The following is a 12,728-nucleotide window of genomic DNA, read 5'->3' on the forward strand; positions in this document are numbered from 1 at the left end:
CCTTGTGTGTGGGGTTGTTGCTTCAGGCGGCTACGGCCGCAGGGGTGCGGGCGTCGTCCCACAGCTGGATCAGTCGTGCGTAACGCTGGGCGATGTCCTTGACCACCTGGTCGTCGCTCATCTGCCCGGCCAGCCACGCGGCGGCGGCACTGGCAAAGATCGAGCGGCCGACGGCAAAGCCACGGCATATGCGGTGCGGTGCGGCGACGCGAAAGCTGTGCTCCAGCCGGTCTTCGCTGGCTTCCAGGCCCAGCACCAGCACACCGCGGCAATGCGTGTCGTGGCGATGGATGACGGCGGCAATGGCTTGCCACTCCGCATCGGAGCCGGCTGGCGGCAGCTTCCACCAGTCGGGGTAGACACCTGCCTGGTAGATCTGCTCCAGCGCATGCGCCAGCGTGTGCTCACCGCTGGCCAGGTCGGCCGGGGGAATCACTTCCACCAGGAATTCGCGGAAGGTGTCGGCGCTGGCCTGCTGCAGTTCCTGCAGCCGGGCCAGCTGCTGCGCGCGCAACGCGTCCGCGTCCAGCGGGTGGTAGCTGACCAGGCACTTGGCCACGTGCTCGGTGGGCCAGGCGCGCATGGCCGTGCCCAGGTGGTTGCCGGCCTCGAACTGCAGCGGGCGCGAGCCGGGCAGTTCCACCGGTCGCGCCACCCACCAGCCTTGGCCCGTCATGCCGGGCAGCACGTCTTCGCCAAAGCGCCCGTCCAGGATGATGCCGGTGCCTTCGCGCCCGGCCGCGCCCTGGCGCGCGCCTTGGGCGATCAGCGCCTTCAGTTGCGGGATGCGTGCGGCGGCGGCGCCGTGGCGCTGCGCCAGCTCTTCCAGCTGGCTGCGGTGGTCAAACGCCAGGATGACCAGCTCCCCCCAGATGCGCTTGCGCGTGGTGGTGCGGTGCAGCCGCTCCAGCAGCGCGTCCTCACGCAGGCGCCGGGTAGAGGAGCCGTGCGTCAGAAAGTGTTGCAGCTCTTCCCAGCTGGCCATGGCCGGCGCGCAGCCGTGGCGCGACACCACCAGCGCGCCGCAGGCATTGGCATAGGCGCAGCAGCGGGCCAGCGGTTCGCCGCGCACCCAGCCGCGCAGGAAGCCGGCCATGAAGGCGTCGCCCGCGCCCAGCACGTTGAACACCTCCACCGGGAACCCCGGGCCTTGCAAGCCTTTGTCAAGATGGTCGGGAATGGCGCCGTCAAACACCACGCAGCCCATGGGCCCGCGCTTGACCACCAGCGTGGCCGCCGACAGCTCGCGCAGCCGGCGCAGCGCGGCCAGTGTGTCGGTGCTGCCGCCGGCGATGTGAATCTCTTCCTCGGTGCCGACGATCAGGTCGCAGTCGGCTACCACCGTTTGCAGGTGCGCGCTGACCTGGTCCGAAGGCACAAAGCGCTGCTCACCCAAGCCAGGGCTGGTCAGCCCCCACAGCACCGGGCGGTAGTCGATGTCCAGCACCACGCGGGTGCCGGCGGCCTTGGCCAGACGGATGGCCTGGCGGCAACTCTCGTACGGCAAGGGTTGCGACAGGTGCGTGCCCGACAGCAACAGCGTGTTGGCCGAGCCGATGAAGGCGGCGTCAAAGTCCGTGGGCGCGATGGCCATGTCGGCACAGTTGTCGCGGTAGAACACCAGCGGGAAAGTCTCGCGGTCCTGTATACCCAGGAATACCAGCGCCGTCAGCCGTTTCGAGTCGGTGGCCACATGGCCCACGTCCACGCCTTCGGCCTGCAGGGTCTCGCGCACGAAACGGCCGTTGTGCTCGTTGCCCACGCGCGTCAGCATGGCCGGCTTCAACCCCAGCCGGGCCGCGCCCACCGCCGTGTTGGCGGGCGAGCCGCCCAGGTATTTGTTGAAGCTCTGCATGTCTTCCAGCCGGCCGCCAATCTGCTCGCCGTACAGGTCGACGGCGGCGCGGCCCATGCAGACCAGGTCTAGCGGGCGGGGGTGAGTCATTTGGCGGCCTTGCTGCCACGCTTGACGGCGGGCGGTGCGGCCTGCTCGGCCAGTTGGTGACCCACGCTGACCACCAGCGCTTGCGCCAGGCACAGCGGCGCCACCAGCGAGCGAAAGGGCTTGGAGGAGTCGTCCGCCAGCTCCAGGCAGACCTTGGCCGAGGCCTTCAGCGGCGACAGCGGGCCGTCGGTGATGGCGATCACCTGCGCGCCGCGCTTGGCGGCGATGGCTGCGCCTTCGATCACCTCGGGGGAATAGTTGCGAAAGCTCGCCGCCACCAGCACGTCGCCCTTGTCAATGGCACGCAGGCTTTCGCGCAGCATGCCGCCGGTGCCGTCCAGCAGGTGGGTACGCAGCTCCAATTGGCTCAGCGCATAGGCCAGGTAACCGGCGACCGGAAAGGCGCGGCGCTGGGCCAGCACGTGCACGCGCGGTGCGCGGGCGATCAGCTTCACGGCGGCCTGCAGGTCGGCCTGGATGATGCTGTGCTCCAGCTGGCCCAGCTCGGTGACGGACTCGCCCACCAGCTGGTGCAACACGCCGGCCGGTGCGCGCGCGCCGTTGGACTGTTTGCGCCGCAGCTGGGCTATGCGCTCGCGGTAGCTGTCCGAACGCTCCAGCAGGTGGCCGCGAAAGACTTGCTGCAGTTCTGAAAAGCCGCTGTAACCCAATGCATTGGCGAAGCGGATCATCGCGGAGGGCTGCACCTCGTTGGCCTGCGCCACCGTGGCCACCGTGCCCAGCGCCAGCTCGTGCGGTTGCTCCAGCGCGTACTGCGCGATGCGCCGCAACTGCTTGGACAGGTCAGGGTAGGCCCGGGCAATCAGCTCCTTCAACTCGTCGTAAGTGGTGCCTGCGTCCATGTCGTGGTGCTACGTCAAATTAGAACAAATATTCTTGCATGTTTTAATAATAGAACGTATATTCTGTTTTGTCAAAGCCTTGCTTTCAACTTTTTCAACGCCCGCCCACCCATGCAACTCGCCACCGGCCGTGCGCCCCTGTTTCCCCTGCCGTTGCTGCTGACGCTGGCGGTGTTCCTGTCCGCGCCGCTGTGGGTGGCCAAGGTCGGGCTGTACCAGTACCTGGCGCTGGAAATCATGATCTGGGCGCTTTTCGCGCTGGGCTACAACCTGCTGCTGGGGGTGTCCGGCCTGCCGTCGTTTGGCCATGGCGCCTACTTCGGCATTGGCGCCTACGCCTTTGGCCTGCTGCAATTGCATGTGTGGCCCAACCTGTGGTTCAACCTCGTTGGCGCGGTGGTGGTGGCGGCACTGCTGGGTGGCGCGGTGGCCTTGTTCATTTCGCACCGGCGTGGCATCTATTACGCGCTGCTCACCATCGCCTTTGGCCAGGTGTTCTGGTTCATCAGCAACAAATGGCACACCGTGACGGGTGGTGAAGACGGGCTGCTGAACATCAAGCGCCTGCCGGCGGACTTTGGCTTCGCCTCCATCAGCCTGGTGCCCAACAACGCGCTGTATTACTTCTGCCTGGGCGTATTCGCGCTGGTGCTGGTGGGGCTGTGGCGGCTGGTGCACTCGCCGCTGGGCCGCGTTTTGTCGGCCATCAAGCAGAACGAGACCCGTGCCGCCTTTGTGGGGTACAGCGTGTGGCGCTACAAGTGGCTGGCCTTCACGCTGTCTACCGCGCTGGCGGGGTTGGCCGGTGCCCTGTTTGCCATGGCGCAGCAGTCCGCCTACCCGAATGTGATGAGCCTGCACAGCTCCGGCTTTGTGGTGATGATGGTGTTGATTGGCGGTGGGCTGGTCAGCTTCTGGGGGCCGCTGCTGGGTGCGGCTTTCTTCATTCTGGCCAGAGACCTGCTGGGCGCCTACACCGAGACCTGGTTGCTGTGGTACGGCCTGGTGTTCGTGCTGATGGTGATGTTCAAGCCCGAGGGTGTCGCGGGTGCCTGGCAGGCCTGGCGCAGCGGGCGCCGCCGGCTCAAACAGCCGGCTTCCACCGTGGCGGCCGATGCGCCCGCACCCGCAGGAGGTGTGTTGTGAAGCTGTTCGAGGCCACCGGCCTGTCCAAGCGTTTCGGTGCCCAGGTGGTGCTGCAAGACATCACGCTGGGGTTCGAAGAGGGCCAGCTGGCCGGCATCATGGGGCCCAACGGCGCCGGCAAGACCACCTGCTTCAATGTGCTGACCGGGCGCTTCAAGCCCGACCGGGGCCGCGTGACCTTTGCCGGCGAAGACATCACCGGCCTGGCGCCCGAGCAGATCGCGCGCAAGGGCATTTCGCGTTCGTTCCAGATCATGAACCTGTTTGACAGCTACACCGCGCTCGACAACGTGCTGGTGGCCACGCCCCATGTGCGCCGCCAGGGCTTCAACCCCTGGCGCGACCTGGGTGCCGACAGCACCGCCCAGGACATGGCTGCCGCCGTGCTGGAGCGCGTGGGCCTGAAGGGCAAGGCGCATGTGCCCGCGCGCAGCCTGTCCTACGGCGAACGCCGGGCGCTGGAGATCGGCGTGGCGCTGGCGGCGCAGCCGCGTGTGCTGTTCCTGGACGAGCCCACCGCCGGCCTGGGCGCCGAAGGCACGGCGCGGCTGATGGAGCTGGTGAAGTCGCTGAAGCGGCAGTTGACCATCGTCATCATCGAACACGACATGAACTTCCTCTTCAGCCTGGCCGACCAGATTTCGGTCATCCATTGGGGCCAGGTGATCGCGCAGGGCACGCCGCATGCGTTGCGCCAAAACGAATGGGTGCGTCGCTCCAACCTGGGAGAACTGGCATGAACGCTGCCGTTCCGCTGGCCGCCCAACAGTTGCAGCCCATGCTGGCCGTGCAGGGCATCGATGTGTTTTATGGCGAGAGCCAGGTGCTGTTCGATGTCTCACTGAACGTGGCGCCCGGCGAGGTGGTGGCGCTGCTGGGGCCCAACGGCGCCGGCAAGACCACCACGCTGCGCGCCATCCTGGGCCTGACGCCGGCCAGCCAGGGCACGCTGCGCTTTGACCAGCAAGACATCACCCGCGCCGCCACGCACCTGATCGCGCAGATGGGCATAGGCTGGGTGCCGGACGACCGGCGCATCTTCCCCACGCTGACGGTGGCGCGCAACCTGGCCATCGCCCGCAAGGCCACGCGCTTTCGCCGCTGGAGCGAGAAGGAATGCTTCGAGATCTTCAGCGCGCTCGAATACCTGATGCACCGCGAGTGTGAAAACCTGTCGGGCGGCGAGATGCAGATGGTGGCCATCTCGCGCGCGCTGCTGGGCTCGCCCGGCCTGGTGCTGTTTGACGAGCCCAGCCAGGGCCTGGCGCCCAAGGTGGTACAGGACGTGATGAAGACCATTCTGCGGCTGAAGGCCGAGGGCATTGCCGTGCTGGTGGTGGAGCAGAACGTGCAGAGCGCGCTGGCGGTGGCCGACCGCGTGTACGTGATGAACCGCGGCCGCATCGTGCACAACGGCCCCGCCGCCGCGTTGCGCGACAATGCCGCGCTGCGCCTGCAACTGCTGGGAGTATGAACCGCATGAGCCTCTCCACCAGCCAGCCCCTTGGCAGCCAACCGCTGCTGCGCGTGGAACGCCTGGCCAAGCACTACCAGCGTGGCCGTTTTCGCAAGGAAGTGACCTTTTCGCTGAATGCAGATTTCGAAATCGCCCAGCCTGGCGTGGTGGGCGTGATGGGCCCCAACGGCTCGGGCAAGACCACGCTGTTCGAGCTGATCACCGGCAGCAACCTGCCCAGTGCCGGGCGCGTGTTGGTGGGCGGGCAGGACATCCACCAGGTGCGCACGCGCGAGCGCGATCGCCTGGCCATCCATTACCACCAGTCGTACCAGGTGCGTTCGTTCCAGAAGCGCAAGCCCGATTTCATGCTGGACCATGCAGGCAGCGCCGCGCCGCTGGTGCACCTGTTCGACGAACCGCAGTTCAACACCCAAGACGGCTACATCGGCTTCATGCTGGATTTCTTCCGCAAGCTGAAAAGCGAAGGCCGGCTGGTGTTCCTGTGCCTGCACCCCAACGAGCGCTACCAGCTCGACATCCTGCGCGAATGCTGCGAGCAGTTCATCTTCGTGCAGCAGGGGGTGGTGACGCGCGCGCCGGACTTTGCCACACTGTGCCGGCACGTGCCGGTGCGCAACTACCTGGGCGCGCTGGCCAGCGATTCCGAGGTCAGCACCTCGCCGCGCAGCGTGTAAGACCGCGTCTCGGTGATGGTGACATCCGCCAGCTGGCCAATCAGCCTAGCCGGACCCTGGAAGTTGACCACGCGGTTGCAATAGGTGCGGCCCATCAGCTCGCTGCCGTCGCGCTTGCTGACGCCTTCTACCAAAATGCGCTGCACCGTGCCCAGGCGGCTTTCGCTGATGCGCTTGATGTTGGCGTCGATGGCGGCCTGCACCTGCTGCAGGCGCTTGAGCTTGACGTCGTGCGGCGTGTCGTCGTGCAGCGCGGCGGCCGGTGTGCCGGGGCGCGGGCTGAAGATGAAGCTGAACGAGTTGTCGAAACCCACGTCGTCGATCAGCTTCATCATCTTGCTGAAGTCGTCTTCCGTTTCGCCGGGGAAACCGACGATGAAGTCGCTGGAAAAGCTCATCTCCGGCCGCAGCGCGCGCAGCTTGCGCACGGTGCTCTTGTATTCCATGGCGGTGTAGCCGCGCTTCATCGCCATCAGGATGCGGTCCGAGCCGTGCTGCACCGGCAGGTGCAGGTGGCTGACCAGCTTGGGCACCTTGGCATAGGCTTCGATCAGCGATGGCGTGAACTCGTTGGGGTGGCTGGTGGTGTAGCGAATGCGCTCGATGCCCGGGATCTCGGCCACGTACTCGATCAGCGTGGCGAAGTCGGCCATGTCGCTGCCGCCCGCCACCATGGGCGCGCGCCAGGCGTTGACGTTCTGGCCCAACAGCGTGACCTCCTTCACGCCCTGGTCGGCCAGGCCAGCCACTTCCACCAGCACGTCCTCGAACGGACGCGACACCTCTTCGCCCCGGGTGTAGGGCACCACGCAGTAGCTGCAGTACTTGGAGCAGCCTTCCATGATGCTGACGTACGCTGTGGCGCCCTCCACCTTGGCGGGAGGCAGGTGGTCGAACTTTTCGATCTCGGGAAAGCTGATGTCCACCTGCGCCCGGCCCTGGGCCGCGCGCTGGTTCAGCAGCTGCGGCAGCCGGTGCAGCGTCTGCGGGCCGAACACCACGTCCACGAACGGCGCGCGCTCGATGATGGCGGCGCCCTCCTGGCTGGCCACACAGCCGCCGACGCCGATCAGCACGCCTTTTTTCTTCAGGTGCTTGACGCGGCCCAGGTCGGAAAACACTTTCTCCTGCGCCTTCTCGCGCACCGAGCAGGTGTTGAACAGGATCAGGTCGGCCTCGTCCACGTTCTGCGTCGGCTCATAGCCTTGGGCGGCGCCCAGCACGTCGGCCATCTTGTCCGAGTCGTACTCGTTCATCTGGCAGCCGAAGGTTTTGATGAAGACTTTTTTAGAGGTGGTGGTGTCGCTCATGGCGCACTCCTGAAGGCGGTGGGTGATATCGAAAGCACGGAAACCCGCCATGGGCGGCAGGCCTGCGCGGCGCTGAAGACGCAGCGCTTATTGGTTCGGGTACTTGGGCAGCTGGTTGAACGGCGTCTTGCCGTCATCCTTGGGGCCGCTGGGTCTGGCTGGCGGCGCCAGGTTGGGGTTCACCGGGCCCACCAACTGCGACGGGCGCTTGTAGTTGGCGGCGGCCTCTTCGGGCGTCAGTATCCACACCTCGTGGATCAGTCCGGAGGGCTCGCGCGTGTAGCGCACCGGGAACTGCTGACCCACCAGCATGCCGGACATCACCAGCATGTTGTTGGTGCCGCGTATGCGCACGCCGGGCGACAGGCGGTCGTCCTGGCCGTTGAGCACCACGCTGGGTGGTGCGGTGATCTGCAGCATGCCTTGGCGGGTGGCATCGGAGAAGATGCGCACCGGCGGCGCGTCCTGCGCCCAGGCCGTGCCGCCCAGGCCCAGGGCCAGCGCAGCCGCCGCCAGCACACGGCGGCGGGGGAGAAAGTTGTCAAAGCAGCGGTTCATGGTGTTTATCCAGAGGCTGTGGGAGAGGTGCCTGCTGGCCGCAGCCATCAAGCGTTAAAAGCCATTATAAATCAATGGCTTAAGTTGCCCCCACGTCCGGCACTGCGTGTCCGTCCTGCCCTCTGAGGGGGCCGCAAGTCCCCTTGGGGCGGCCCAGCGGGGACTTACATCTCTATCATGGTCTTGAAGCCGCCGAAGATCAGCCGCTTGCCGTCAAAAGGCATGTCCTTGCCGCTCGCCATGGCGGCCAGGCGCGGGTCTTTCATCACCTTGACGTTGACGCTGTCGCGCTGCTTGCGCGAGGCGTAGACGATCCACGAAAACACCACCACCTCGCCCTCTTTCAGCTTCACCGCCCGCGGGAACGAGGTCAGCTTGCCGACCGGGACGTCGTCGGCCACGCACTCGATGTAGGCCAGCGCGCCAAGCTCTTTCCACACCTTGCCGCATTTGCGCGACATGGCCTTGTAGGCGGCCAGCTTGTCCTTGGGCACGGGGACCACGAAACCATCAACATACTGGGCCATGGGGTTGCTCCTTCATTGAAAGGGGGTTGCACCGGTGTCGCCATGGTAGCCATTCGGCACCGGCTGGCAAGGGGAGGGCGTGCGCTGCGTGGGCCTATATAGTGTGGCCTGCTGCGACGCCGCACGACGGCAATCAACCCAACAAACAGGCTGCTCCACCCATGCCCGACACGCCTCGCTCGTCCACGCAGGCCATCGCCACCATTGGCGCGTTGTTCTTCATCTTCGGCTTCGTCACCTGGCTCAACGGCCCGCTGATCACCTTCGTCAAGCTGGCCTTTGCGCTGGACACGGACAGCAAGGCCTTCTGGGTCACCACGGCGTTCTACATGGCGTATTTCTTCCTGGCGCTGCCGTCGTCGTGGATCCTGGAGCGCACCGGCATGAAACGCGGCATGGCGCTGGGCCTGTTGGTGATGGCGTTGGGCACCTTCTTGTTTGGCCAGTACGCCACCGCGCGCGACTACCCGCTGTCGCTGCTGGGGCTGTTTGTCATCGGGTCGGGGCTGTCGCTGTTGCAAACGGCCTCCAACCCCTACATCAGCATCATCGGCCCGCTGGAGAGCGCGGCACAGCGCATCAGCATCATGGGCATCTGCAACAAGGCGGCGGGCATCCTCAGCCCCTTCGTCTTCAGCGCCTTTGTGCTGAAGGACATTGGCCAATTGGAAGACAAGGTGGGGGCGGCGGTGGATGCGGCCGCGCGCGACCGCCTGCTGGGCGAGTTTGCCGCCAGCATCTACTGGCCTTACATGGCGATGGCGGGCCTGCTGGTGCTGCTGGCGGTGTGGATCGCCCGCTCGGGCCTGCCCGAGATCAAGGCCGCGCAGGTGAACGCGGCGCGCGCCGGCGCTGTCGTGGATGCCACAGCCGGCAAGACCAGCATCCTGCAGTTTCCCTACCTGCTGCTGGGCGCCGTGTGCATCTTTGTCTACGTGGGCGTGGAGGTGATGGCCGGCGACGCCATAGGCACATATGGCAAGGGCTTTCACCTGCCCACGGATGAGACCAAGTACTTCACCTCGTTCACGCTGATGGCCATGCTGGCTGGCTATCTGGTGGGGCTGGTGGCCATTCCGCGCTGGCTGTCGCAGTCCACCGCCTTGAAAGCCTCGGCGCTGCTGGGCGCGGCGCTGACGCTGGCGGCGTATTTCAGCCATGGCTATGTGTCGGTGGGCTGCGTGGCGGTGCTGGGCCTGGCCAACGCGTTGATGTGGCCGGCCATCTGGCCGCTGGCCATCGGCGGCCTGGGCCGTTTCACCGAGCGCGGCTCGGCGCTGCTGATCATGGGCATCGCCGGCGGCGCCATCATCCCCAAACTGTTTGCTGCTTTGAAGGATGTTTTTGACTTTCAGCAAACCTTCTGCTTGATTATGCTTCCCTGTTATATGTATATCCTTTTTTATGCTATCAAAGGCCATACAATCGGCCGCTGAAATCCCCCCCTTCGCTCTCTCGTCTCTTTCTTCATGAGTGCATTCAACGAAGAACGCGTGCTGTCCGTACACCACTGGACCGACAAGCTGTTCACCTTCACCACCACGCGCGACCCGGCGCTGCGGTTTTCCAACGGCCACTTCACCATGATTGGCCTGCGCGTCAACAACAAGCCGCTGCTGCGCGCCTACAGCATCGTCAGCCCCAATTACGAGGAGCACCTGGAGTTCCTCAGCATCAAGGTGCCCGACGGCCCGTTGACGTCGCGCCTGCAGCACATCCAGGTGGGCGACAGCATCATCGTCGGCAAGAAGCCCACCGGCACGCTGCTGATCGACTACCTGCTGCCCGGCAAGCGGCTGTACCTGCTGTCCACGGGCACCGGCCTGGCGCCGTTCATGAGCGTGATCCGCGACCCGGAGACGTACGAGCGTTTCGAGCAAGTCATCCTGGTGCACGGTGTACGCCAGGCCGATGAGCTGGCTTATCACGACATGGTGACCGAGCACCTGCCGCAGCATGAGTTCTTGGGCGAGATGATCGCCAAGCAACTGCTGTATTACCCGACGGTGACGCGCGAGTCGTACAAGAACATGGGTCGCATCACCGACCTGATGGCCAAGGGCAAGCTGTTCAAGGACCTGCACTTGCCCGACCTGGACCGCGAAAATGACCGCGTGATGATCTGCGGCAGCCCGCACATGCTGAAAGACCTGAAGCACATGCTGGAGGGGCGCGGCTTCAAGGAAGGCAACACGTCCACGCCGGGGGACTTCGTCATCGAGCGGGCGTTTGCAGAGCAGTGAACCGCTTGCGCGGGGCTATCGCGGAGACCGTCTCCGTGAGAGCTGGACGCCTAGGCGAGGCGCGCTGGATGCCGTGTCGAAAAATCTTACGGTGTCTGCAGTGGCACCCTGATTTTTGACCCAAATCATCAGAGAATACATGTACATCAAAGGTCTTTTCGCCTTTGCCAGGTTCGGCGCGAATATTGCATAAGCTCAATTGCTTGCGCCAGATGATCAGTTTGTAGAAGCTGCTCTGTCCTGGCCAGCAGCCCTGCTCGCTGGGGCTCGGTTAAACCCGTAGATGAAATTGTTCTGGGTCACGACTCGGAACGCCAACAACATTCAAGGAGGAAGTATGCGTCTGAATTTTGGTCGTTCGTTTTTCAAGAGCATGGCGAGTGCATGCGTTGCCGCGGCCGCGCTGTCGCTGGCTCCGGCCGCGGGATGGGCTGCTGCGATTGTGGGTTCTGCGTCCAATGTCACGGGGATTACAGGTCTGACGATTGATGGTCACACCTACAATGTGTCGTTCAGCACCGGCTCATACAACACGACGTATACGTCTCTCGCGCCAACATTTCTGTCAAGTGCCAATGGCGCGGATTTGGCGTCACAGGCTATCAGCGCCTTGTTTGGTGCCAGCAACGTCACAGGCCTGATGGGCACTGACTGCAACAATAGACCAGCCAATGCCCGTAGCATGAGTTGCCTGGTGCTGACACCCTACAGCATCAGTCAAGATGAGTCCCAATTCAAGTGGTCGGGCGCCGACCACTACCTCGATCCGGACGTCGCCTTCCCGTGGGAGATCCTGGGGTCCACATGGGGCTTCACCCGCAGCACCGATTTGGTGTTTGGCTACATGGTTGGGGGCCCAAATTTCGCGCCCGGCGCCGAGGGAATGGTGGTGTTGGCTACCTACACCGAAGAAACCCCGACAACAACGGTCCCTGAGCCTGGCTCACTGGTTCTGCTGGGTGCGGGCCTTGCGGGCCTGACTGTGGTCCGGCGTCAACGCAAGGCCTGAGTTCGCCCGTCTGACACTGCATGCGGCACCTCAGGGTGCCGATTGCGCTGTAAGAAGTTGACGACAGCCTGCGCCACCTCCACGCCCTTGTCTTCCTGCAAGAAATGGCCGGCCCCCACGGTCTTGGCGTGCGGCTGGCCTTGCGCCCCTGGCACGTCGCGCTGCCACACCTTGTGGCCGCCGCGTGTGATCGGGTCCATGTTGCTGAACAATGTCAGGAAGGGCTTGTCCCACCGCTTGAAGACTTCCCACGCGGCTTCGTTGGCGGCGCGCTCGGGGTTGTCGGGGGTGATGGGCACGAAGGTGGGGAACAGGCGGGCGGCGATCTTGTGTGCGCGGGTGGGGTAGGGGGCATCGTAAGCGGCTACCTCTCGCGGCGTCAGGCCGTTGACGCAGCCGGCCTTGACCAATTTTCCAATCGGGAACCAGGGGCTGAAGCGCGCAAAGGCCAGCCAGATCTTGAAGGCCTTGGGCACCGCGCCGGTGCCGGTGGGCAGGCCGCCATTGGCCAGGGCTATGCGGGCGAAGCGGTTGGGCATGTGCGCGGCCAGCCGCAGGCCTATCAAGGAACCCCAGTCCTGGCAGAACAGCGTGATGCCTTGCAGGTCCATGGCCTGCAGCCAATGCGCCATCCAGGCGACGTGGTTGGCGTATGAATAATCGGCCGCCAGCGCGGGCTTGTCGGAGCGGCCGAAGCCCACCAGGTCGGGCGCGACCACGCGGTAGCCGGCATTCACGAACACGGGGATCATCTTGCGGTACAGAAAACTCCAGGCTGGTTCGCCGTGCATCAGCAGCACGACAGGCCCGTCGCGCGGGCCTTCGTCCACGCAGGCGATGCGCAGGCCGTCTACCTGGGTGTAGCGCGGTGTGTACGGAAAGTCGGGCAGGTTGGCAAAGCGCTCGTCGGGCGTGCGCAGCACCTGGCTGACGCCGGGCAGCGGTGGAATGGGGGGCGGGATGATGTCCATCT

13 protein-coding genes are annotated in these 12,728 nt (G+C 64.9%); 7 read left to right on the forward strand and 6 right to left on the reverse strand.

Annotation, left to right across the window (positions count from 1 at the left end):
• Positions 1-22: 22 nt before the first annotated feature.
• Together AC1DX2_RS15245 and AC1DX2_RS15250 are read right to left on the reverse strand one after the other, a co-directional pair.
• A complete protein-coding gene (locus tag AC1DX2_RS15245; RefSeq protein WP_477197205.1) occupies positions 23-1,945 on the reverse strand; it encodes a bifunctional 5-dehydro-2-deoxygluconokinase/5-dehydro-2-deoxyphosphogluconate aldolase in 1,923 nt (640 codons plus the stop codon).
• Positions 1,942-2,808 carry a MurR/RpiR family transcriptional regulator gene (locus AC1DX2_RS15250; RefSeq protein WP_477197206.1) on the reverse strand — a complete coding sequence of 289 codons (867 nt, stop codon included), beginning with the start codon at positions 2,806-2,808 and terminating at the stop codon, positions 1,942-1,944. Before AC1DX2_RS15250 ends, AC1DX2_RS15245 begins: the two co-directional genes overlap by 4 nt.
• Positions 2,809-2,919: 111 nt before the next feature.
• Between AC1DX2_RS15250 and AC1DX2_RS15255 the strand changes: the two genes are divergently transcribed.
• From AC1DX2_RS15255 to AC1DX2_RS15270, 4 genes are read left to right on the forward strand one after another with little or no spacing between them, the layout of a single operon-like run.
• Entirely contained in the window at positions 2,920-3,954 is a 1,035-nt protein-coding gene (locus AC1DX2_RS15255) for a branched-chain amino acid ABC transporter permease (protein WP_477197207.1), read from the forward strand.
• A complete protein-coding gene (locus AC1DX2_RS15260) occupies positions 3,951-4,694 on the forward strand; it encodes an ABC transporter ATP-binding protein (protein WP_477197208.1) in 744 nt (247 codons plus the stop codon). The genes AC1DX2_RS15255 and AC1DX2_RS15260 overlap by 4 nt, the downstream gene beginning before the upstream one ends.
• Positions 4,691-5,428: an ABC transporter ATP-binding protein gene (locus AC1DX2_RS15265; RefSeq protein WP_477197209.1), complete on the forward strand. Its 738-nt coding sequence runs from the start codon at positions 4,691-4,693 to the stop codon at positions 5,426-5,428. The genes AC1DX2_RS15260 and AC1DX2_RS15265 overlap by 4 nt, the downstream gene beginning before the upstream one ends.
• 5 nt (positions 5,429-5,433) lie before the next feature.
• A complete protein-coding gene (locus tag AC1DX2_RS15270) occupies positions 5,434-6,108 on the forward strand; it encodes an ATP-binding cassette domain-containing protein (protein ID WP_477197210.1) in 675 nt (224 codons plus the stop codon).
• Here the strand turns inward: AC1DX2_RS15270 and miaB are convergent.
• From miaB to AC1DX2_RS15285, 3 genes are all read right to left on the reverse strand, one after another.
• Complete coding sequence (gene miaB, locus AC1DX2_RS15275; RefSeq protein WP_477197211.1) at positions 6,051-7,418, reverse strand: tRNA (N6-isopentenyl adenosine(37)-C2)-methylthiotransferase MiaB; 1,368 nt, start codon at positions 7,416-7,418, stop codon at positions 6,051-6,053. The genes AC1DX2_RS15270 and miaB overlap by 58 nt on opposite strands.
• An 87-nt stretch (positions 7,419-7,505) precedes the next feature.
• The gene (locus tag AC1DX2_RS15280) at positions 7,506-7,976 is read right to left on the reverse strand and encodes a hypothetical protein (protein ID WP_477197212.1); all 471 of its coding nucleotides are present in this window, start codon (positions 7,974-7,976) and stop codon (positions 7,506-7,508) included.
• A 164-nt stretch (positions 7,977-8,140) separates the two neighbouring features.
• Positions 8,141-8,503: a DUF1428 domain-containing protein gene (locus tag AC1DX2_RS15285; RefSeq protein ID WP_477197213.1), complete on the reverse strand. Its 363-nt coding sequence runs from the start codon at positions 8,501-8,503 to the stop codon at positions 8,141-8,143.
• A gap of 161 nt (positions 8,504-8,664) precedes the next feature.
• Here AC1DX2_RS15285 and AC1DX2_RS15290 point away from each other — a divergent pair, with 161 nt between their 5' ends.
• The 3 genes from AC1DX2_RS15290 to AC1DX2_RS15300 all read left to right on the forward strand — a co-directional run bounded on the left by AC1DX2_RS15290 (position 8,665) and on the right by AC1DX2_RS15300 (position 11,755).
• Positions 8,665-9,939 carry a sugar MFS transporter gene (locus AC1DX2_RS15290; protein WP_477197214.1) on the forward strand — a complete coding sequence of 425 codons (1,275 nt, stop codon included), beginning with the start codon at positions 8,665-8,667 and terminating at the stop codon, positions 9,937-9,939.
• Between the two features lie 33 nt (positions 9,940-9,972).
• On the forward strand, positions 9,973-10,746 hold the full coding sequence (locus AC1DX2_RS15295) for a ferredoxin--NADP reductase (protein WP_477197215.1): 774 nt from the start codon (positions 9,973-9,975) through the stop codon (positions 10,744-10,746).
• A 283-nt stretch (positions 10,747-11,029) separates the two neighbouring features.
• Entirely contained in the window at positions 11,030-11,755 is a 726-nt protein-coding gene (locus tag AC1DX2_RS15300; RefSeq protein WP_477197216.1) for a PEP-CTERM sorting domain-containing protein, read from the forward strand.
• Here AC1DX2_RS15300 and AC1DX2_RS15305 read toward each other — a convergent pair.
• The gene (locus tag AC1DX2_RS15305; protein WP_477197217.1) at positions 11,740-12,726 is read right to left on the reverse strand and encodes a haloalkane dehalogenase; all 987 of its coding nucleotides are present in this window, start codon (positions 12,724-12,726) and stop codon (positions 11,740-11,742) included. The two genes, AC1DX2_RS15300 and AC1DX2_RS15305, sit on opposite strands and share 16 nt — an antisense overlap.
• Positions 12,727-12,728: the final 2 nt, after the last annotated feature.

This window comes from Hylemonella sp. P2_B10 (genome assembly GCF_056404875.1).